Annotated in this window: 20 protein-coding genes; 6 read left to right on the top strand and 14 right to left on the bottom strand. The window is 46.0% G+C overall.

Going from position 1 to position 20,783, the window contains the following annotated elements; all coding sequences use genetic code 11:
- The 5 genes from ICW03_RS02905 to ICW03_RS02885 are packed head-to-tail and all read right to left on the bottom strand — an operon-like array spanning position 1 to position 4,725.
- The gene (locus tag ICW03_RS02905) at positions 1 to 798 is read right to left on the bottom strand and encodes a ferritin-like domain-containing protein (RefSeq protein ID WP_215348757.1); all 798 of its coding nucleotides are present in this window, start codon (positions 796 to 798) and stop codon (positions 1 to 3) included.
- Between the two features lie 30 nt (positions 799 to 828).
- Positions 829 to 2,436 carry a glutamine-hydrolyzing GMP synthase gene (guaA, locus tag ICW03_RS02900; RefSeq protein ID WP_215348754.1) on the bottom strand — a complete coding sequence of 536 codons (1,608 nt, stop codon included), beginning with the start codon at positions 2,434 to 2,436 and terminating at the stop codon, positions 829 to 831.
- A 24-nt stretch (positions 2,437 to 2,460) separates the two neighbouring features.
- The gene (gene guaB / locus ICW03_RS02895; protein ID WP_215348751.1) at positions 2,461 to 3,924 is read right to left on the bottom strand and encodes an IMP dehydrogenase; all 1,464 of its coding nucleotides are present in this window, start codon (positions 3,922 to 3,924) and stop codon (positions 2,461 to 2,463) included.
- 26 nt (positions 3,925 to 3,950) lie between these two features.
- Positions 3,951 to 4,301 (bottom strand): RnfH family protein, encoded by a 351-nt coding sequence (locus ICW03_RS02890; RefSeq protein ID WP_215348748.1) that lies wholly within the window; start codon positions 4,299 to 4,301, stop codon positions 3,951 to 3,953.
- Positions 4,294 to 4,725: a type II toxin-antitoxin system RatA family toxin gene (locus ICW03_RS02885; RefSeq protein WP_215348746.1), complete on the bottom strand. Its 432-nt coding sequence runs from the start codon at positions 4,723 to 4,725 to the stop codon at positions 4,294 to 4,296. Before ICW03_RS02885 ends, ICW03_RS02890 begins: the two co-directional genes overlap by 8 nt.
- Positions 4,726 to 4,750: 25 nt before the next feature.
- Between ICW03_RS02885 and smpB the strand changes: the two genes are divergently transcribed.
- The 5 genes from smpB (at position 4,751) to ICW03_RS02860 (ending at position 9,480) form a co-directional block, all read left to right on the top strand.
- Positions 4,751 to 5,203, top strand: a complete 453-nt coding sequence (gene smpB, locus ICW03_RS02880; protein WP_068321829.1) for an SsrA-binding protein SmpB — start codon at positions 4,751 to 4,753, stop codon at positions 5,201 to 5,203.
- A gap of 132 nt (positions 5,204 to 5,335) precedes the next feature.
- A complete protein-coding gene (locus tag ICW03_RS02875; protein ID WP_215348743.1) occupies positions 5,336 to 6,748 on the top strand; it encodes a circularly permuted type 2 ATP-grasp protein in 1,413 nt (470 codons plus the stop codon).
- A gap of 13 nt (positions 6,749 to 6,761) precedes the next feature.
- Positions 6,762 to 7,739 carry an alpha-E domain-containing protein gene (locus ICW03_RS02870; protein WP_215348742.1) on the top strand — a complete coding sequence of 326 codons (978 nt, stop codon included), beginning with the start codon at positions 6,762 to 6,764 and terminating at the stop codon, positions 7,737 to 7,739.
- Between the two features lie 18 nt (positions 7,740 to 7,757).
- Positions 7,758 to 8,555: a transglutaminase family protein gene (locus tag ICW03_RS02865; protein WP_215348739.1), complete on the top strand. Its 798-nt coding sequence runs from the start codon at positions 7,758 to 7,760 to the stop codon at positions 8,553 to 8,555.
- 52 nt (positions 8,556 to 8,607) lie between these two features.
- The gene (locus ICW03_RS02860) at positions 8,608 to 9,480 is read left to right on the top strand and encodes a peptidase (protein ID WP_215348736.1); all 873 of its coding nucleotides are present in this window, start codon (positions 8,608 to 8,610) and stop codon (positions 9,478 to 9,480) included.
- 83 nt (positions 9,481 to 9,563) lie between these two features.
- On the opposite strand, the gene ppsA is transcribed toward ICW03_RS02860, so the two are convergent.
- On the bottom strand, positions 9,564 to 11,969 hold the full coding sequence (gene ppsA, locus ICW03_RS02855; RefSeq protein ID WP_251374444.1) for a phosphoenolpyruvate synthase: 2,406 nt from the start codon (positions 11,967 to 11,969) through the stop codon (positions 9,564 to 9,566).
- 106 nt (positions 11,970 to 12,075) lie between these two features.
- On the opposite strand from ppsA, the gene ICW03_RS02850 reads away from it, so the two are divergent.
- Complete coding sequence (locus tag ICW03_RS02850) at positions 12,076 to 12,903, top strand: pyruvate, water dikinase regulatory protein (RefSeq protein WP_215348733.1); 828 nt, start codon at positions 12,076 to 12,078, stop codon at positions 12,901 to 12,903.
- A gap of 16 nt (positions 12,904 to 12,919) precedes the next feature.
- Here ICW03_RS02850 and ICW03_RS02845 read toward each other — a convergent pair whose 3' ends face one another.
- The 8 genes from ICW03_RS02845 to bamA are packed head-to-tail and all read right to left on the bottom strand — an operon-like array spanning position 12,920 to position 20,762.
- Positions 12,920 to 13,744: an RNA methyltransferase gene (locus ICW03_RS02845; RefSeq protein WP_215348730.1), complete on the bottom strand. Its 825-nt coding sequence runs from the start codon at positions 13,742 to 13,744 to the stop codon at positions 12,920 to 12,922.
- 14 nt (positions 13,745 to 13,758) lie between these two features.
- Complete coding sequence (rnhB, locus tag ICW03_RS02840; protein ID WP_215348727.1) at positions 13,759 to 14,352, bottom strand: ribonuclease HII; 594 nt, start codon at positions 14,350 to 14,352, stop codon at positions 13,759 to 13,761.
- Complete coding sequence (gene lpxB / locus ICW03_RS02835; RefSeq protein WP_215348724.1) at positions 14,349 to 15,554, bottom strand: lipid-A-disaccharide synthase; 1,206 nt, start codon at positions 15,552 to 15,554, stop codon at positions 14,349 to 14,351. The genes rnhB and lpxB overlap by 4 nt, the downstream gene beginning before the upstream one ends.
- Before the next feature lie 10 nt (positions 15,555 to 15,564).
- Positions 15,565 to 16,362, bottom strand: a complete 798-nt coding sequence (gene lpxA, locus ICW03_RS02830) for an acyl-ACP--UDP-N-acetylglucosamine O-acyltransferase (protein WP_215348721.1) — start codon at positions 16,360 to 16,362, stop codon at positions 15,565 to 15,567.
- Positions 16,362 to 16,811, bottom strand: coding sequence for a 3-hydroxyacyl-ACP dehydratase FabZ (gene fabZ, locus ICW03_RS02825; protein WP_215348718.1), 450 nt, complete (start codon positions 16,809 to 16,811; stop codon positions 16,362 to 16,364). The genes lpxA and fabZ overlap by 1 nt, the downstream gene beginning before the upstream one ends.
- Positions 16,812 to 16,857: 46 nt before the next feature.
- Positions 16,858 to 17,925, bottom strand: a complete 1,068-nt coding sequence (lpxD, locus tag ICW03_RS02820) for a UDP-3-O-(3-hydroxymyristoyl)glucosamine N-acyltransferase (RefSeq protein WP_215348716.1) — start codon at positions 17,923 to 17,925, stop codon at positions 16,858 to 16,860.
- Between the two features lie 5 nt (positions 17,926 to 17,930).
- A complete protein-coding gene (locus ICW03_RS02815; protein ID WP_215348714.1) occupies positions 17,931 to 18,458 on the bottom strand; it encodes an OmpH family outer membrane protein in 528 nt (175 codons plus the stop codon).
- An 18-nt stretch (positions 18,459 to 18,476) separates the two neighbouring features.
- Complete coding sequence (bamA, locus tag ICW03_RS02810) at positions 18,477 to 20,762, bottom strand: outer membrane protein assembly factor BamA (protein ID WP_371819919.1); 2,286 nt, start codon at positions 20,760 to 20,762, stop codon at positions 18,477 to 18,479.
- Positions 20,763 to 20,783: the final 21 nt, after the last annotated feature.

Genomic DNA, 20,783 nt, shown 5'->3' with positions numbered 1-20,783 from the left:
CTATGCTCCAAGAAGACTTAACTCTTCAGACGTAAAGCCCGCCTGTTTACGAGCCTCGATATTGAAAGGCCCCTTAAGAACAGGTGCCCGATATTTACCAGCCAACTCTCGATAAGCGGCAATCGGAGAAAGATTATCTTTGTCGCATAAGAAATTAAACCAACGATTACCAATCAGCACGTGGCCAATTTCATCATTGAGAATTATCTCTAGAATCTCAACAGCGCGTGCCTCTTTGATCTGCTTAAAGCGATCTCGAATTGAAGGCACTGCATCTAGTCCTCTTGCCTCCATCGTTCTGGGAACAAGCGCCATTCTGGCGATGACTGAATCCGTTGTTCTCTCCACCATCTCCCACAAACTATTGTGAGCTGGAAACTCACCGTATGCAAAGCCAAGCGTATGCAGATGCTCATTAACCAAACTGAAGTGATACGCCTCTTCTTTGGCGACTTTTAGCCAGTCTTCATAGTATTCCTTGGGCATATCTGGAAAACGCCAGATCGCATCCAAAGCCAAATTCATGGCATTAAATTCAATATGAGCTAAGGAGTGCAATAAGCCCGCCCTACCTTCAGGCGTATCCATTCTTCTCTTGGGAACCAGCTTAGGAAGCACTAGCTCTGGCTTTGCTGGGCGCCCAGGAAGAATGAGATCTTGAGAATCAATCTTGCGAGAAGTGTTAAGAGTCACGCGTTGCTGTTGATATCCATCAAACAACTCAAGCAACTGACTGACTTTAGTCTGCGCATCAGCGCTTGCTAGGATTGCGAGTGATGTTGCGCGTAACTCAAGCATAGGAATTAGTAGGCTGGTTTAGCCCACACCTTATTCCCACTCAATCGTTGCTGGCGGCTTTCCACTAATGTCGTATACGACCCGATTGATGCCACGCACTTCATTAATGATGCGATTGGAAACCTTACCAAGTAATTCGTGTGGCAAATGGGCCCAGTGCGCAGTCATAAAGTCTTGAGTTTGTACCGCACGAAGAGCGACAACATATTCATAGGTTCTACCATCACCCATAACACCAACAGACTTCACAGGTAAGAAGACAGCAAATGCTTGGCTAGTAAGGTCATACCAAGACTTCTGACTTGCTTCGTCGATCGTATTGCGTAATTCTTCAATAAAGATGGCATCAGCACGCTGCAAAAGACTAGCAAATTCTGCTTTGACTTCACCTAGGATGCGAACACCAAGCCCAGGACCTGGGAAAGGATGGCGATATACCATTTCGCGAGGCAATCCGAGGGCAACACCAAGCTCGCGCACTTCATCTTTAAAGAGTTCGCGGAGAGGCTCAAGTAATTTAAGATGCATGTCTTCAGGTAAACCACCAACATTATGGTGACTCTTGATCGTATGCGCGCCCTTCTTGCCCTTACCAGCCGATTCAATCACGTCTGGATAGATAGTTCCTTGAGCAAGCCATTTTGCATTCTTAATTTTTCCAGATTCCGTTTGGAAAATTTCAACGAATTCTTTACCAATAATTTTGCGTTTTGCTTCTGGATCGGAAACGCCAGCCAATTCACCCATGAAGGTATCTTTGGCATCGACACGAATGACTTTCACCCCCAAATTACGTGCGAACATTTCCATCACCATATCGCCTTCATTGAGACGAAGTAAGCCATGGTCAACAAATACACACGTCAGTTGATCGCCAATGGCTCGATGAATTAAAGCTGCAGCAACACTAGAGTCAACACCGCCAGACAAACCAAGTATGACTTCCTCATCCCCAACTTGCTTGCGAATATTTTCAACCGCTTCAGCAATGTAATCACCCATCACCCAGTCTGGTTTGCACTGGCAAATCTCATGCACAAAACGATTAATGATTGCAGTGCCTTGGATGGTATGAGTTACTTCAGGATGAAACTGGAATGCATAGAAACGGCGATCTTCATCCGCCATCCCAGCAATAGGGCAAGATTCAGTTGATGCCATTAACTTAAATGATGGAGGCAATGTAGTAACCGAATCACCATGACTCATCCACACCTTGAGAATGCCATGACCTTCGCCAGTAGAGAAGTCCTGAATACCTTTAAGCAAATTGGTGTGACCATGCGCACGTACTTCAGAGTAACCAAACTCACGCGCTTTACCCAATGACTCTGCTGATGCTACTGCGCCACCCAACTGGGTAGCCATGGTTTGCATACCGTAGCAAATACCTAAAACCGGTACGCCAAGCTCAAAAACAATTTGAGGTGCACGTGGACTGCCCTCTTCAGTTACAGAGCTAGGGCCTCCAGAAAGAATAATGCCTTTGCCGCCCTGCTCTTGAATGAACTTGCGGATAAATTCAGGATCGCAATCGTAAGGATGGATTTCTGAATACACACGTCCATCGCGCACGCGCCGAGCAATGAGTTGAGTTACCTGTGAACCAAAGTCGAGAATCAGTATTTTGTCGTGCACGAATGAAGCAATCTTATTTAAGTCTTAATCAATATGGTAATTTGGCGCTTCTTTAGTGATCTTCACATCATGAACGTGTGACTCACGCACACCAGCCGAAGTGATTTCCACAAAATTGGCTTTCTCATGGAGCTCAGCAATAGTTTTGCAACCGAGATAACCCATGGAAGAACGAATACCGCCAGTAAGCTGATGCAAGATTGCTAAAACACTGCCTTTATATGGTACTTGACCTTCAATACCTTCTGGGACAAGCTTCTCAGCATTAGCAACAATATCGCTTTGGAAATAACGATCAGCAGAACCATCGGCCATAGCGCCCAAAGAGCCCATCCCGCGATAACTCTTGTAAGAGCGTCCTTGATAAAGAAATACTTCACCTGGAGCCTCTTCGGTTCCGGCAAACATACCGCCCATCATGACTGAACTTGCGCCAGCTGCCAATGCTTTAGCAACGTCACCAGAGTAACGTACGCCGCCATCAGCAATCAACGGAATGCCAGTACCTTTAAGTGCAGTTGCCACATTCACAATCGCTGTGATTTGAGGAACACCTACACCTGCAACAATACGAGTTGTACAAATAGAGCCTGGGCCAATACCCACTTTCACACCATCAGCACCATGATCGGCTAATGCTTTAGCGGCATCGCCAGTCGCAATATTGCCGCCGATTACTTGCACATGAGGATAGTTTTTCTTAACCCACTTCACGCGATCTAAAACACCTTGACTATGACCGTGCGCAGTATCTACCACGATGACGTCAACACCAGCGCGCACCAACAACTCAATACGCTCGTCGTTATCAGGACCAACACCTACTGCCGCACCCACGCGCAGCTTGCCTTCGCCGTCCTTACAAGCATTTGGATGCTCGGTGGCTTTTAGAATATCTTTTACAGTAATCAGACCGCGTAACTCAAACTTATCATTAACAACTAATACACGCTCTAAGCGATGCTGACTCATCAAGCGTTTTGCTTCATCCAGTGAACATCCCTCTTTCACAGTAATCAAACGCTCACGTGGAGTCATCTTACTTTTTACTGGCGCATCTAGATCTTCTTCGAAACGCAAATCGCGGTTGGTAATAATGCCAACCACTTCTTTGCCAACGAGCACCGGGAATCCAGAGAAGCCATGTTCACGAGAAAGCTGAATGACTTGACGCAAAGTAACATCAGGGCTGATGGTGATCGGATCACGCAGCACACCAGATTCGTAGCGCTTTACTTTCGCTACCTCACGCGCTTGCTCAGCAGGCTTTAAGTTTTTGTGAATGATGCCAATACCACCTTCGCTAGCCATGGCAATTGCCAAACGGCCTTCGGTCACGGTATCCATAGCTGCAGACACCAATGGTGTATTGAGTGAAATTTCTCGAGTTAATTTACTTGCCAAGCTGGCATCTCGAGGGAGTACCGATGAATAGGCCGGTACGAGGAGCACATCGTCAAAAGTGAGTGCTTTTTGAATGAGTCGCATGCAAAACCCCTAGTCGCAAAAACCGATTATAGCCTCCTAGCCTTTCTTTTAGCTGCGGCAGCCTGGAATTTGGCATCCTGGTTCTGGTTAGCCTTTTTACGCCGAACCGTCTTGGGGTCTATTAGCAAGGGTGCATAAAGCTCTAGGCGATCGCCGTCATAAATGGGACTATCCCAGTCTTTACGCTTCCCAAAGACCCCAAAGCAGCCCTTTCTAGCCATAACCGGATCATCGGCTCCAGCCGCAATTCCAGCCTTTACTAAGGCCAACCCCACTGTTGCTGACTGCCCTTGATCGAGAAGCAGATGAAACGGCTTGAGCACTGGCTCCCCTTGCCTGGCATCACAGAGGATGAGATGAATTAGGCGCTCAGCCATAGAGTTCTTCGGCACGCTTAACAAAACAATCCACAAAGGTTCCAGCTATGTGACCAAAGACGGGTCCAATGATCTTGTCTAGGATGGCGCTTTTAAACTCCCAGTGAAGCTTGAACTCAACCTTGCAAGCATCCTCTCGCAAAGGGATAAAGTTCCATTGCCCTGAAAAATGCTTAAACGGACCATCCACAAAGACCATATCAATGGTTTCCGGGCGATGGTTCACGTTTCGCGTATGAAAGTACTGGGTAATGCCCTTGAAATGAATATTGATTTTGGCATCCAGCACAGTCTCAGTTTGCTCAAAAATTTCCACGCCGCCACACCATGGCAAAAACTCAGGATAGCGGGCAACATCCGTCACCAAGCCATACATGCGGTCGGCCGATTGGCCAATTAAAACGGTCTTGTAGACGTCTGCCATAATCGTTCTTGAGAGCTAAATAAATATGAGTATCGTCGATAACAAAAAAGCCTTCTTTGATTATTTTATCGAGGAGCGCTTTGAGGCAGGGCTTGTGCTGGAAGGCTGGGAAGTGAAAGCCATCCGCGCAGGTCGCGTGCACATCAAGGAAGCGTATGTTGTCATTCGCAAGGCGGAGCTATTCCTGATTGGCTGCCATATCACCCCACTCCTATCGGCCTCTACGCATATCGTGCCAGATAACACGCGCACCAGAAAGCTGCTGCTCAACGCCATTGAAATCCGCAAGCTCATAGGAAAAGTAGAGCAAAAGGGTTATACCCTTGTCCCACTCAACCTGCATTTTTCCAAAGGAAATGTGAAGTGCGAAATCGGCCTGGCAAGGGGTAAAAAGCAGCACGACAAACGTGCGGCCACCAAAGAACGCGAATGGGAAGTGCAAAAAGGTCGAATTGCCAGGGGCGATTTAAACGCTTAATAGCCCTAAAACTGGGGTAGACTGGCTTGAGGGCTAGTATCTGAGCATTTATGCACTAATTCGGTGCAATACGGCACCAAGCAGCTTCAAACCATTCATTCCAGCTTTTATAAAGGCATTAGTTTTGTAACTATGAAATTGCCTTTTGACGAAATGCTCGATGCCGCAGGCAAAGCGCGCCCCCACTACCAAATCTTTCACAACTGGTTGAAGCAGCAAAGTGACACCCTCATGGGTCTCAAACGTGCTGAAGCCGACCTCATCTTTAGACGAGTGGGCATTACTTTTGCCGTTTATGGTGACGACCTAGGCTCAGAAAGAACCATTCCTTTCGATCAAGTGCCTCGCATTTTTACTGCAAAGGAGTGGGAGCAGCTTGAAGCAGGTTTACGCCAACGCGTTAAAGCATTAAATAGATTCATCTACGACATCTATCACGATGAAGAAATTATTAAGGCGGGCATCGTTCCAGCGGAACAGATTTATAACAACGCGCAATATCGACCTGAGATGCGCAACGTAAGTGTACCGCGTGACATTTATGCACAAATTGCCGGTATCGATATCGTGCGCGCAGGCGAAGGTGAGTTTTACGTATTAGAAGATAACTTGCGTGTTCCATCAGGCGTTTCGTATATGGTTGAAGATCGCAAGATGATGATGCGACTCTTCCCCGACCTCTTCCAAAAATATCGCATTGCGCCAGTTGAGCACTACCCCGATCTTTTATTGGAATGTCTAAAGTCTGTAAAACCAGATGATGTTAAAAAACCAAATGTAGTGGTGTTAACGCCTGGCATGTATAACTCTGCTTACTTTGAGCATAGTTATCTTGCGCAGCAGATGGGCGTTGAGCTTGTAGAAGGTAAAGACTTATTTGTAAAGAACGAGCAAGTCTTTATGCGCACCACCCAAGGCCCCGAAAGAGTAGATGTCATCTACCGTCGCGTTGATGATGACTTCTTAGACCCATTAGCGTTTCGCTCCGACTCCACTCTAGGTGTTGCAGGCCTCCTATCTGCACATCGTGCTGGTAATGTGACATTAGCTAATGCCATTGGGACTGGCATTGCTGACGACAAATCAATTTACCCTTATGTTCCAGAGATGATTGAGTTCTATCTTGGCGAAAAACCAATTCTCAACAACGTTCCTACTTTCCAATGCCGGAAGACGGATGACTTGGCATACACCTTAGCCAATTTGGATAAGTTAGTGGTGAAGCTGACTCATGGGGCTGGTGGGTATGGCATGTTAGTGGGTCCAGCCTCTACTAAAGCAGAGATTGAAGAATTTAGAACACATCTCATTGCTAATCCAGATAAGTACATTGCTCAGCCCACCTTAGCCCTTTCTACTTGCCCTACTTTCGTAGAGTCAGGTGTTGCTCCAAGACATATTGATTTAAGACCCTTTGTTCTCTCAGGAAAAACCATCAAGATGGTGCCAGGTGGATTGACTAGGGTTGCGCTCAAAGAAGGTTCTTTAGTGGTGAATTCCTCCCAGGGTGGTGGAACTAAAGATACCTGGGTGCTAGAGAAATAAGGAAAGAGTAAACATGCTTAGTCGTACCGCTGATTGTTTGTATTGGATGGCTCGCTATACCGAGCGCGCAGAAAATACTGCTCGTATGCTCGATGTCAATCATCAGACATCCCTACTTCCACAGCCTGCTGAGTTTTTAGAGCAAAGCTGGAAAAAATTGCTAACGATTTCTAAGTTAGAAGAAGCTTTTCTGAGTAAATATGATGTGATTAATCGCGAGAATGTGTTGGATTTCATGATTTATGAAACCAGCAACCCTTCTAGCATTGTCTCGTGCCTTTATGCCGCCCGAGAAAATGCGCGCGTTATTCGCGGCAAAATTACTTCCGAGGTTTGGGAGACACAGAACACTACTTGGCTTGAGCTACAGCGCATCCTAGAAGCGAGACATCAAGCCGACCCCAGTCGCCTTCTAGAGTGGGTCAAACATCGCTGCCACCTCTTTAGAGGCGTTCTCTATGGCACGATGCTCAAGAACGAGGCCTTCTACTTCATTAGCGTTGGAACACTGCTTGAACGCGCCGATAACACTGCCCGTATTCTAGAAACCAAATATGAAGATCAGGCAACCCTAAAGGTGCTTGGCGCCAATAAATCGTCAGACGATGGCACTGATGGGGAGTTCTTTGATTTCTATCACTGGGCTGCACTTCTTCGCTCAGTCTCAGCATTTGAGATTTACCGTCAAATATACTCAGATCAGGTAACACCAAAACAAGTTGCAGAGCTGCTGATCTTTAATAAACAAATGCCGCGCTCTCTAGTGTGCTGTGTGAATGAGCTAATCCCTCTGATCTCTGAAGTAAAGAATCAGCAATCCAAAGAAATTGAACGCTTACTTGGCAAACTCAAGGCAAGCATGGATTACTCCGATATCGATGAAGTTTTTGCACAAGGCCTGGAAGAATATATTGAGTCTTTCTTGGAGCGCATTAATCACATTGCTGATGAATTTAGTAATGCATACCTCATACCATTAGCTGTCGCTTAAGACTTCCCCAAAGAATATATGCACCTAAAGATCCGTCACCGCACTGAATATCGCTATGAAACCCCCGTGCGTTACTCCATTCAGGAATTACGCCTGACTCCGCCAGCAGTCGCAGGTCAACAGATTGATAAGTGGAAGATTAGCACCCCGATTAAGGCGTCCAACTCCATAGATACCTTCGGGAACGTATGCAGCGTCTTTGTGCAAGAGAGTCCATACACCTCGATGATGCTTGAGGCTGAGGGTGAAGTTCATACGCAGGACGCTTTTGAGTTCATCGACGATGCCAGAGCAGTCTCCCCTTATTACCTACTGCAGCAAACCAATCTGACCGAGCCAACAGAAACCATGTTGGAGTATTTCTCATACAGTCTTCCAACGAAAAATTCTGTTGATCAAGTACTTAAGCTCGCCGAGGCCGTTCAAGGCTTGATTGTTTACACCCCTGGACAGACTAACTTTGCAACTACCGCTGCACAATCTTTCGCTATGAAATCCGGTGTCTGCCAAGATCATGCCCATATTATGTTAAGCCTATGTCGTGCCTCCGGAATACCTGCTCGATATGTCAGCGGCTATTTCTTTGCCGAAGAATCTCCAAACCTTGCAAGTCATGCATGGATAGACTTCTGCAGCGACATTGAAAAAGGTATTTGGACGAGCGTTGATATCACCCATGCTTGCCTCATTGATTCACGTCATATCAGGTTGGCAGTAGGCCGTGACTACTACTCTGCAGCCCCTGTAAAAGGAGTGCGCACCGGTGGCGGTGGCGAAGAGCTGAGCGCCAATATCTCCATTCAACAGCTAGGCTAGCCCATCTGGTTTTTAAGAGATAATCACCAGAAATAATGAAGAGGGTTAGAGAATGACGTACTGTGTTGGACTTTGTCTAAAAGATGGTCTTGTATTTTTATCGGATACCCGCACAAATGCAGGTGTCGATCAAATCGGCACCTTTAGAAAGATGACCTTATTCCAAGAAAAGGATCGTTTTTTTACTCTAATGAGCGCAGGTAATCTCGCCATCACTCAAGCTGTTAAAGAAATTCTCTTGCAAGGCCAACTGCTGAACGGCAAGAATCTTTGGACCACCGAGAACTCCCATGATGCTGCTGTTGTCGTTGGCGATGCCATTAAACAGGTTTACGAACGCGACCACAAGGCACTAGAAAAAGCAGGGATCGACTTTAACTGCAACCTCATTTTTGGCGGACAAGTTAAAGGTGAAAGACCGCGCCTATTTAATATTTACTCAGCCGGCAACTTTATTGAGGCTACGCCAGAGACTTGCTACTTCCAGATTGGTGAATCCAAGTATGGCAAGCCAATTCTAGATCGAGTATTGAACTACAACACCTCATTGAATCTCGCAACCAAGTGCGCATTGATCTCAATGGATTCAACTCTAAACAGTAATATTTCTGTAGGCCTACCACTAGATTTACTTGTTTACGAGAAGAACTCCCTCAAAGCCAATAAGCTAGTTACGATGGATGAGTCTAACCCCTACTTCCAGATGATTCATCAACTGTGGGGCGAAAAACTCCGTGCAGCATTTAACTCAATTTCAGAACCAAGCTGGAGTGGCGCCAATAAATCGAGCGCTATCTCAGCGCCAGCCAAAAAGATGGGTGCAGTTCCCATTAATCGCCAGCCTGCAAAATCAAAAGCAAAGGTAGCAACACCAACTGCCAAGAAGTCATCCAGGAAAACCAGCGCTAAGTTAAAAGCAAAATAAATAGCTACAGCGCTCTTCTGCTTCAACAAACAAAAAGGCCTAGAAGAATCTAGGCCTTTTTACTGTTACTCACTTATTAGATATTAGGCTTTTAAATTCTTACCCAACATCTCCCAAGTAGCTACTACGCTATCTGGATTTAATGAAATAGAAGTAATACCTTTCTCAACCAACCAACGCGCAAAGTCTGGGTGATCTGAAGGGCCTTGACCGCAAATACCAACGTACTTGTTTTGCTTGCGGCAAGCATCAATGGAGCGGGCAATCATGAACTCCACTGCAGGATCTCGTTCATCAAAGTCGATTGCCAACAACTCCATGCCAGAGTCACGATCCAGACCCAAAGTTAATTGAGTCATATCGTTGGAGCCGATAGAGAAGCCATCAAAGTATTCGAGGAACTGATCAGCCAAAATAGCATTCGATGGGATCTCGCACATCATGATGAGGCGCAAGCCATTCACACCACGCTTGAGGCCAAACTTCTCCATCATATTGATCACACGCTCCGCCTGCTTGATGGTACGCACAAACGGGACCATAATTTCTACGTTATCCAGGCCCATATCTTCACGTACACGTTTCATTGCTGCGCACTCGAGAGCAAAAGCTTCGCCGAAGTCCTCTGATACATAACGTGATGCACCGCGGAAGCCCAGCATTGGGTTTTCTTCATCTGGCTCGTAACGTGATCCGCCGATCAACTTCTTGTACTCATTGGATTTAAAGTCTGACAAACGAACGATTACTGGCTTTGGATAGAAAGCAGCAGCAATAGTTGCAACACCTTCAACCAACTTATCTTCGTAGAACTGACGTGGGCTAGCGTAACCGCGAGCCACACTCTCAACTGCACGCTTGAGATCTGGATCAATGTTTGGGTACTCCAATACTGCACGTGGATGTACGCCAATGTAGTTGTTAATAATGAACTCGAGACGAGCTAAGCCAACACCAGCATTCGGAATTTGACAGAAATCAAATGCCAATTGAGGATTACCAATATTCATGGTGATCTTCACTGGAATCTCTGGCAATACGCCACGAGATACTTCTGTAACTTCAGTTTCAATCAAGCCATCATAGATGTGACCTTCGTCACCTTCAGCACAAGAAACGGTCACCATCATGCCGTCTTGTAAATGCTCAGTCGCATCACCGCAACCAACTACAGCAGGCACACCCAATTCGCGAGCAATAATCGCAGCGTGACAGGTACGGCCACCACGATTGGTCACAATCGCAGAAGCACGCTTCATGACTGGCTCCCAGTTCGGATCAGTCATGTCTGCAACCAATACATCACCAGGCTGAACACGATCCATCTCGCTTGGATCACGAATGATGCGTACTGGGCCAGCACCAATCTTTTGACCAATTGCGCGGCCTTTTGCCAATACCTTTGAGCTACCTTTTAACTTGTAGCGCATCTCTACTTGGCCTGCTGCCTGACTCTTCACTGTCTCAGGACGAGCTTGCAAGATATAAATACGACCATCTTGACCATCTTTACCCCACTCGATATCCATCGGGCGACCGTAGTGCTTCTCAATGATCATGGCGTATTTTGCCAACTCAGTAATATCAGCATCCTCTAATGAAAAACGATTGCGCTTCTCTGGAGCTACATCTACTGTCTGCACTTTTTCTGCAGAGCCTTTAGGTGCAAATTGCATCTGAATCAACTTGGAGCCTAAAGAACGGCGAATGATTGCTTTCTTATCTTTGGCTAAGGTGGTTTTAAATACATAAAACTCATCAGGATTTACTGCGCCCTGAACAACAGTCTCACCCAAACCATAACTTGAGGTTATGAAAACCACATCCTCAAATCCGGATTCAGTATCCAATGTGAACATCACACCTGCTGCACCTAGATCAGAACGCACCATGCGCTGAATACCGGCAGATAAGGCTACTTCAGCGTGAGCAAAGCCCTTATGAACACGATAGGAGATGGCTCGATCGTTATAAAGAGAGGCAAATACTTCACGTATCTTCTTAAGCACATCATCAATACCTTCGACGTTCAAGAAAGTTTCTTGCTGACCCGCAAAAGAGGCGTCTGGCAAGTCTTCTGCAGTAGCTGATGAGCGAACTGCGAATGAACCTTTACCGGAATCATCCAGCACCGCAAAAGCCTTGCGAATTTCTTCCTCAAGCTTAGGCTGAAATGGTGCTGTTTCGATCCAGTTGCGAATCTCTGCACCAGCTTGCGCCAATGCACGCACATCATCAATATTCAAACCCTCTAAACGCTGTTGAATGCGCTCAGTCAGATTATTGTGTTTTAGAAAATCACGGAATGCCAAGGCGGTGGTAGCAAAACCAGTTGGGACACGAACCCCAGTAGAAGCTAACTGAGAAATCATCTCCCCAAGTGATGCATTCTTACCGCCGACGGACTCAACATCCGTCATGCGAAGTTGCTCAAAAGGCAAAACATAGGCATCAGCCATACTGCTATTTTGTTGCTGTTGGTTGGACATAAAATACTCTCTAAAGATAAGGAAACTGGTGTAGCGGCCATCCTAAACGGGGCATGCTTTAATATGATTCTATTGTAGTGCTGACCCCGACTTTTAAGCCAAATCCATGACTAATGAAACCCGCATTGTTTTTATTGTTTCTGACGGTACCGGCATTACCGCCGAGAACTTCAGCCAGTCGATTTTGGCTCAATTTGAGGCCACTTTTAAGCATATTCGGGTGCCATTCGTCGATAGCGTTGATAAGGCCCATGATGCCGTCAGCAGCATCAATCAAGCGGCCAGCAAGTATGGAGTTCAACCCATTGTTTTCACCACATTGGTGAATTCCGAGCTCAATGCCATTGTTGGGAAGGCAAACGGTCTTATCTTAGATATGTTCCAGACTTTCGTGGCACCGCTGGAGGAGGCTCTCGGCATGAAATCGACCCATGCCATGAACCGACTTCACCACAATGCCGATACCGAGGCCTATAAGAACCGTATTGAGGCGATCAACTATTCCTTGGCACATGATGATGGCCAATCCAATCAAAACTTAGCGGAAGCCGACGTCATTCTGATTGGCATCTCACGAGTAGGCAAAACACCAACCAGCCTCTACCTGGCAATGCAATACGGCCTCAAGGCAGCAAACTACCCACTTATTCCAGAAGACTTTGAGCGGGGGCAGCTTCCGAAAGACCTGGTTCCGTTCCGCCAGAAGATCTTTGGACTGATGATTGATGCAGAGCGCTTATCTGAGATTCGTAATGAACGCAGACCTGGTAGCAATTACGCCAAACTTGAAAACTGTCGCTATGAAATCAATGAAGCGACAGCGATGATGAAAAAACAATCTATTCCATGGGTACTCACAACCAGCAAATCCATTGAGGAAATTGCGACCACTGTTCTACAAGCGATTAAGTCCGACAAAACAATTTTGGGTTAATCGTTTTGAGGTAAAACTAGCTTCGCCTTACACGCATTGTTTCAAACAAACACACAGCTGCTGCCGTTGAGACATTGAGAGACTCTACTCTAGGATCAATTGAAATGGAAATCCCTTTAGCCTGAGCAAGAATGTCCTCAGACACTCCTTGGCCCTCACTACCCATTACCCAAGCAACTGGATGCAGAAGTTCTTTTTTTAGGGAATACAAGTCATGTTCCGCATCGGCTGTAGTTGCCAATAATTGCGCGGTTAAAGCACTCAAGACTTGCTGGTTAGACCAGCCTTCATATAAATCTAGCAATTTGTGAGCACCCATTCCGGCACGCAATACCTTGGTGGACCAAAGATGGGCGCAACCAGACAATGCAATCACTTGTGTAAATCCAGCTGCAGCTGCAGTACGCAAAATCGATCCTACATTTCCGGCATCTTGCACTCTATCCAAGATCACCACATCACCTTCTAAGGTTGCAATTGATTGTGGTGTAGTAATCGTTGATTTAGGAAGGTTTAATAGACCGGCAATATGAGGTGCATTCACTAAATCTGAGAGCAAGCCCCAGAGTGCGCTATCCAACTGAAATACTTTGGTCTCAGGACAAATCTCGAGATGTTCGTAGACTGCTTGAGAGATTTCAATATTCTTTAGACCAATTTCTGAAGTAAGCAAAGTCTTTAACGCTGGATCACCCACCCAGGTTTGCACAAGATGAATGCCCTCCAATAAAGCCTGGCCGCTAGCTAGTCTAGCCTTCTGTCCTTTAGAGCCTGTGGCTTGCAGGTTGCGTATTTCTTTAAATAAAGGATTCTCTTTAGAGGTGATCAGATCAAAGTTCATAACTTATTTATAACTTAGTTTTCAATCGATTCGAGCACTTTACGTACCGGAGAAAAGCTTTTTCTATGTTGATCACATGCGCCATATTGCTTAAGGGCTGCAAAATGAGCTTCTGTTGGATATCCCATATGCTGTGCAAATCCGTACTGTGGATGAAGCTCGTGTAGAGACATCATTTGACGATCACGCGTCACCTTAGCAATGATAGACGCCGCTGAAATCGCCGGTTCTTTAGCATCACCCTTCACAATTGCTTCTGCAGCAATTGGTAATTCTGGGCAGCGATTTCCATCGATCAATGCTTTATCAGGCCAGGCGCCTAAGCGGATTGTGAGGTCTTCAATCGCCCTGCGCATTGCCAACATAGTGGCTTGCAGAATATTGATCTGATCAATCTCTATCGGACTAGCCTCACCAACGCCCCAGGCCTTTGCCTTTTCCATAATTTGCTCATAGAGATATTCGCGACGAGCAGGAGTTAATTTCTTGGAATCTTTTAATCCTTCAATCGGATTGCTGGGATCGAGCACTACAGCGCCAGCTACTACAGCGCCTACTAATGGTCCACGCCCTGCCTCGTCAACACCGCAGACCCAAATGAGACTCATGAACTTGCTTGCTTTTTGCGATTACTGGCAATTGTTTGTGCCACTGCTTGTGCTACCAATAGACCTGTTGGCCGACGTAGAGTTTCATGCATCTGCGCAAAGCGATCTTTTAGTTCGGCCACCTTTACCGGGTGGTTCAACCATTCTTGTAAAGCATTAGCCAACCTCTCTGGCGTAGCATCATCTTGCAAGAGCTCAGGGACAACAAATTCACCGCATAGGATGTTTGGTAAACCCACATAAGGCAAATAGCCTTGACGCTTCATGATTTGCGCAGTTAACCAAGGCACCTTATATGAAATCACCATCGGCTTTTTCCATAAAGCAGCTTGTAATGTGGCCGTACCACTTGCAATCAACACTACGTCAGAAGCTTCTAATACTTCATCGGCCATGCCATCGAGTAAATGGATCTGAACATCAGGAGTAGTGTTTTTAGTCTTGAGCAAAAGTTGCTCAAGAGGCTCACGTAATCGCGGTGTCGCAATCGGAATTAAAAAGTGCAGTTTCTGCCCCTTTAATTGCGCGGCAAGCAACTGCATAGTTTCAAAAAAGACAGGGGCAATAAGCTCGATTTCTGAACTGCGGCTTCCTGGGAGTACTGCAATGACTAAGCCTTCAAGAGAAGATTTTTGAAGTTTCAGGTGATGACAGATTTTTTCTCTTGCCTCCTGGATATTGGGCTCAAGCGGAATCTCACTAGCCAATGGATGTCCCACATAAGTCGAGGCTACACCCGCCTTGTCATAGATTTCAGTTTCAAACGGGAAGATGCACAACATGCGCTCAACAGCTTGCGCAATTTTCTTAATGCGTCCCGCCCTCCAAGCCCAAATCGAAGGAGAAACTAGATGTAAAGTCGGAATACCTGCTTTACGCAACTGTAGCTCGACGCCTAAATTAAAGTCCGGGGCATCTATTCCTAAATAAACATCAGGTCGCCCCTCATTTAGAAGATTCTGAATAAGCTCCTTGCGTAACTTGAGAATAGCTGGAAGTTGTTTAATGGCCTCAACGTAGCCGCGCACACTTAAAGTTTCCATAGGCCAATCAGAACGCATGCCTTCGTCTTGCATCCGAGGACCACCAATGCCGTAAACCTCAAGACCGGACATATCCGGTATCTGGTTTAGCGCACTAAGAGCTGGCGCCGCTAACAGATCGCCGGATGGTTCGCCAGCAACACAAGCTAACTTTGGCAAAGTGATTCCGTTATCGAATAATGCCGCGTGTTGAGGCGGCAATAAAATCGTGGAACTGAGCAATTTTCTCGGAGGTTGCAGGATCGCCCGCAGAAGCAACTACCATCTTCTGAATTTCTACTTTAGCCTCTTCAAAACTCAAGCCATCTTTATAAAGCACCTTATAGGCTTGGCGTAATGCAGAAATTGTTTCGCTTGAAAATCCGCGGCGCTTCAAACCCTCTACATTAATCCCATGGGGTGAGGCCTTATCTCCAGCAGCAATCACAAACGGAGGAATATCCTGAACTAAAGCAGATGCGCCACCCAGCATGGCGTGCTGACCAATGCGAACAAATTGATGTACACCAGACATACCGCCCATAATTGCCCAGTCATTTACTTGAACATGGCCGGCAACTTGAGCATTGCTTGAGAAGATCGTGTGATTACCAACTTGGCAATCGTGAGCAATATGCACATAAGCCATGATCCAATTGTCATTGCCAATGCGAGTTATGCCTTCGTCTTGTGATGTACCTGTATGAATCGTCGTGAACTCGCGAATAGTATTGCGATCTCCAATAATTAATTGGGTTGGTTCCCCGCGGTATTTCATATCCTGCGGAGGACCACCAATGGCAGCAAAGTGCGCGAAATTGTTCTCCTTGCCGATAGTTGTGTAACCTTCGATCACGGTATGAGAGCCAACCTTGGTTCCAGCGCCAATCTTAACGTTGGGTCCAATTACGGAATAAGGACCAACTTCAACATCACTAGCTAGCTCAGCCTTGCTGTCCACTACAGCAGATGCATGAATCCGAGTCATTACGCGCCTTTCGTACGAACCGCACAGGTGATATTCGCTTCTGCAGCAATTTCACCATCAACGGTTGCCTGAACTGCAAACTTGTATATGCCAGCACGGCCGCGTTCTAACTTGGCAGTCATGATCAACTGATCACCAGGCAGTACCGGCTTTTTAAAGCGAGCACCATCAATACCTGCAAAGTAGTAAATCGCATCCTCGGCACGCTCTTCTGAGAATGTTAATAAAGCAGCTGTTTGTGCGAGGGCCTCAATGATGAGCACTCCAGGCATCACTGGGAAGTCAGGAAAATGACCTTGAAAAAATGGCTCATTCATAGTGACATTTTTTAAGGCAGTAATACTTTCGCGCGGGGAAATTTCTAGCACACGATCGACCAATAAAAATGGGTAGCGATGCGGCAACAATTTAAGAATCTTGTTAATGTCGATTGCGATTGGTGTGCTCATAAATGACCTGCTGAAAAGTAAATATTGATTTTAGATTGATAGAATCTTAAGACTCTGAAGATTTGCTCTTATCTAGTAAACGCAAGCGCTGACGTATTTTATCTAGGCCACGTAAAATGGCGGCGTTTTTCTCCCATGCGCCATGGAGCATTGATGGATAAACGCCCGTGAAATGCTGCCCAGGCTCTGTAATGGAGCGGATAATTGAAGTATTACCAGAAACCGTTGTTCTATCGGCAATCGTCAGATGACCTGCAAAGTTAGCTGCGCCACCAATGATGCAGAAATTACCAATCTTGGTACTACCTGAGATTGCAGCACAACCAGCTATTACACAGCAAGCGCCAACGATTACGTTGTGAGCAATTTGCACCTGGTTATCTATCTTGGTACCAGCACCAATCACTGTGTCACTCATTGCACCACGATCAATAGTGGTTGATGCACCGATCTCTACATCATTACCAATAACAACGCGTCCAGTCTGTGGAATCTTGACCCACTCTCCGCCCTTTGCAGAAAAATCAGGGGCAAAACCAAAGCCATCGGCACCAATGACTGCGCCACTATGAATAATGCAGCGTTCGCCAATTTGAGTGCCGTAATAAATTGATGCAGATGGGTAGATCAATGTGTCGCTTGCAATTACACAATCACTAGCAACGCTAGTGTTTCCTAGTATTGAAACGCGCTCACCAAGTTTTACGCCAGCACCAATTTGAACAAATGGGCCAATGTGACAAGTACTTGGAACAATTGCAGTGGAATCAATTACTGCACTAGGATGTACTCCAGGGGAATATTTTGGGCCGTTTGTTTTAGCAAAGTGTTGGGCCATTCTTGCAAAAGTAGCATATGGATTTTTGGCAACGAAATACACGCGCTTTGCTGAGTTGGCGCTAGGGTTGGCCTGTAAAAAGTCGAGATCTGATTGGCTAACGATCAAAGCTCCGGCAGCACTTTCGCTAGCCTGCTGGCGGTAGAGCGGATTGGATAAAAAGGAAATTTGATCCGACTGAGCTCGCTCCAATGGAGCGAGACCGGTAAATTCGTGGGAGGCCTCCCCCACCAAGCTTGCTTGAAACTGTTCGGCCAGCTCGATGGCGGTGGGCATAAAACTTACTTAAGACTATTCAAAGCCTTGATGACATCATCAGTTACGTCAGCCTTTGGGCTCACATAAGCTGCTTCTTGAACAATGACATCAATTTTTCTTTGTTCAGCAATTTGCTTTAAGACTGCATTTGCTTTCTCCGCAATCTTTCCACGCTCTTCGAAAGTGCGCTGATTGAGATCTTCGGTGAACTCACGTTGCTTGCGCTGCAATTCGCGATCTTGGTCAGCCAACTCACGTTGACGACGAATGCGCTCTGCTTCATTCATTACGGCAGCATCGCGATCGAGCTTTTCAGCTGCAGACTTAATCTTTTGTGCGCTATCACGCAAATCATTCTGACGCTTTGTAAACTCATTCTGCAAACGAGTCTGCATTGCTTTAGCGAGATTAGACTCGTTAAATACTTTCTCAGAGTTCACAACCGCAACACGCGTACCGGCATCTTGGGCAAAAACTTGAGGGGCAAGGATTGTAGTTACAGCAGCAATAATGCCAACTTGAATCCATTTTGAAGATTGATAGAGCTTCATAAAGCTTTCCTTAAACAATTAAAACGCTGTACCCACTTGGAACTGCAAACGCTGGATATTATCCGTTGATTGAGACTTATACGGAATACCATAGCTAAACTTTAAAGGCCCTAGCGGTGATATCCATGATAAACCTAATCCATAGGAGTATCTCAGAACTAAATTAATGTTTTCCCCAAAAGCATTACCTCCGTCCACGAAGGTAAAGAGGCGTAGGGTTTTGTCCGCGCCAGAGCCCGGAACCGGGAAGGTGTACTCCACATTTGTCACAATCTTAGACTGACCGCCCGTCGGCTGGAGGGCGCCGACGATAGTGTTGTAGTACTGGGGCCCCAAGGAACCGGGGGCGTATCCGCGAACAGAACCAATACCGCCGACGAAGTAGTTTTTAGTAATTGGGAATGGTTTATTGCCGTACGCCTCGCCATACCCAACCTCACCATTAAAGGACAAAATATTTCCCTTGGAGAATGAATGGTACTTCTGATACTGGCCATAAATTCGATAGAAAGTCAGATCGCCAACTGGGGTTCCCACTTCAGCAGAGAGTTGCTGCATTGAGCCTTCAGATGGAATTAAAGTGCTGTCACGACCATCACGCGCCCAACCAACCGTCAGTGGCACGTTATAAGTTTGTAGACGTCCTGGCACAGTTCCACCATAACTAGTGACATAGTTTTGGTACGGAACTGGCGTATTGGTAGTGGCATAAATACTAAATACCTCTATGCCCGTTCCAAAGAAGACACGGTCTACTTCGGTATATGGGACGCCAAACTTGATATTTGAACCAACCGATTTAATTTGATAGTCAGGGTCGCCTGCGTAGTACAAAGGCTTAGAAGAGCGATAGTACAAATCAGAGTATCGACTAATGCCGTCTTCCGTGAAATACGGATCGTAATTGGAAAGCGTGAAGTTTTGATTGATCTTACCCAGTGATGCGTTTAAGCCAACTGCAGTACCAGTACCAAAGGCATTGTCTTGATTGATACCAGCAGATAAGATAAGTTTTTCAGTTGAAGAGAAACCGGCACCAATTGTGATCGCACCTGTTGGCTTCTCTTTCACCTTCACATTAACGTCCACTTGATCGGGGGATCCGGGCACATCTTCTGCGGTGATATCGGTTTCAGTAAAGTAACCCAAACGACCTAGACGCTTTTTAGATAGGTCGATCTTGTCACTATCAAACCAAGAGCTCTCAAACTGACGCATCTCGCGACGAATAACTAAATCGCGAGTTTTAGCATTTCCAGTGATTGCTACCTGACGAACATATATACGACGTCCAGGGTCCACCACCAATGTGAGGTCAACTTCGGCAACATCACGTCGAATATCGGGCTGGGGATTGATCGTTGCAAAGGCATAACCATAGGATCCTAATATCTCAGCAATTGCTTTGGTGCTCTCAGTAAGCCTTGCAGATGAGAAGGTGTCCCCAGGCTTCAAAACAATCAACTGCATCAACTCAGCTTCTTTACCTAAAGTTTCTCCTGCCAAGCGAACATCTTTAACCGTGAATTTTTTTCCTTCACGAATACTGATGGTGAGGTAGACACCTTTCTTATCAGGAGTAATGGATACCTGTGTAGAGTCAATCACAAACTCAAGGTAGCCACGGTTGAGGTAGTAAGAACGAATACTCTCTAAGTCTGCAGTTAATTTTTGCTTAGAATAAAGATTGTCTTTGCTATACCAGGATAACCAACCGCCTGTTTTTAACTGCATCTCACTTTTTAAAGTGCCTTCGCTAAATACCTCATTACCGATGAAATTAATTTCTTGAATTTTGGCAACAGGACCTTCGTCAATATTGAAGTAAATTGCAACCTGATTGCGCTCAACCGGGGTAACCGTAGCAACAACCTCCGCCGCATACATACCTTTACCAACATACTGACGTTTTAGCTCTTGCTCAGACTTATCGATCAGAGCTTTGTCATAAAAGCGAGCTTCGGCCACGCCTACTGTTCTCAGGGATTTACGAATAATCTCAGGATCAAACTCTTTCATTCCTGTAAATTCAATACGAGAAATTGTTGGACGCTCCTCAACAATGACAATCAAAACACTGCCTTGCGCTTGGATCTGTACATCTCTAAAAAAGCCAGTGCCATAGAGGGCTTTGATCGACTCGGCGCCTTTTTCTTCTGTAAAAGTATCACCTACTTGAACGGGCAAATAACTAAATACCGTACCAGGCTCTACACGCTGAAGACCTTCAATACGAATATCTTTAACCACAAAAGAGTCTGCCGCTGAAACATTCAAACTCAACCCGAGCGCAGAAAGCATCATGACGTGAGCAATGAAACGGGC

The organism is Polynucleobacter sp. MWH-Aus1W21 (genome assembly GCF_018687275.1).
Taxonomy (GTDB): domain Bacteria; phylum Pseudomonadota; class Gammaproteobacteria; order Burkholderiales; family Burkholderiaceae; genus Polynucleobacter.
The sequence above is the reverse complement of the archived record's forward strand: the minus strand, read 5'-3'. Positions and strand labels throughout refer to the sequence as shown.

Bases quoted from the DNA above. Each gene is read 5' to 3' on its own strand.
- ICW03_RS02905 (WP_215348757.1), bottom strand. From the start codon at position 798: ATGCTTGAGTTACGCGCAACATCACTCGCAATCCTAGCAAGCGCTGAT.
- guaB (WP_215348751.1), bottom strand. From the start codon at position 3,924: ATGCGACTCATTCAAAAAGCACTCACTTTTGACGATGTGCTCCTCGTA.
- ICW03_RS02890 (WP_215348748.1), bottom strand. From the start codon at position 4,301: ATGGCTGAGCGCCTAATTCATCTCATCCTCTGTGATGCCAGGCAAGGG.
- ICW03_RS02885 (WP_215348746.1), bottom strand. From the start codon at position 4,725: ATGGCAGACGTCTACAAGACCGTTTTAATTGGCCAATCGGCCGACCGC.
- smpB (WP_068321829.1), top strand. From the start codon at position 4,751: ATGAGTATCGTCGATAACAAAAAAGCCTTCTTTGATTATTTTATCGAG.
- ICW03_RS02875 (WP_215348743.1), top strand. From the start codon at position 5,336: ATGAAATTGCCTTTTGACGAAATGCTCGATGCCGCAGGCAAAGCGCGC.
- ICW03_RS02870 (WP_215348742.1), top strand. From the start codon at position 6,762: ATGCTTAGTCGTACCGCTGATTGTTTGTATTGGATGGCTCGCTATACC.
- ICW03_RS02865 (WP_215348739.1), top strand. From the start codon at position 7,758: ATGCACCTAAAGATCCGTCACCGCACTGAATATCGCTATGAAACCCCC.
- ICW03_RS02860 (WP_215348736.1), top strand. From the start codon at position 8,608: ATGACGTACTGTGTTGGACTTTGTCTAAAAGATGGTCTTGTATTTTTA.
- ppsA (WP_251374444.1), bottom strand. From the start codon at position 11,969: ATGTCCAACCAACAGCAACAAAATAGCAGTATGGCTGATGCCTATGTT.
- ICW03_RS02850 (WP_215348733.1), top strand. From the start codon at position 12,076: ATGACTAATGAAACCCGCATTGTTTTTATTGTTTCTGACGGTACCGGC.
- ICW03_RS02845 (WP_215348730.1), bottom strand. From the start codon at position 13,744: ATGAACTTTGATCTGATCACCTCTAAAGAGAATCCTTTATTTAAAGAA.
- rnhB (WP_215348727.1), bottom strand. From the start codon at position 14,352: ATGAGTCTCATTTGGGTCTGCGGTGTTGACGAGGCAGGGCGTGGACCA.
- lpxA (WP_215348721.1), bottom strand. From the start codon at position 16,362: ATGACTCGGATTCATGCATCTGCTGTAGTGGACAGCAAGGCTGAGCTA.
- fabZ (WP_215348718.1), bottom strand. From the start codon at position 16,811: ATGAGCACACCAATCGCAATCGACATTAACAAGATTCTTAAATTGTTG.
- lpxD (WP_215348716.1), bottom strand. From the start codon at position 17,925: ATGCCCACCGCCATCGAGCTGGCCGAACAGTTTCAAGCAAGCTTGGTG.
- ICW03_RS02815 (WP_215348714.1), bottom strand. From the start codon at position 18,458: ATGAAGCTCTATCAATCTTCAAAATGGATTCAAGTTGGCATTATTGCT.
- bamA (WP_371819919.1), bottom strand. From the start codon at position 20,762: ATGATGCTTTCTGCGCTCGGGTTGAGTTTGAATGTTTCAGCGGCAGAC.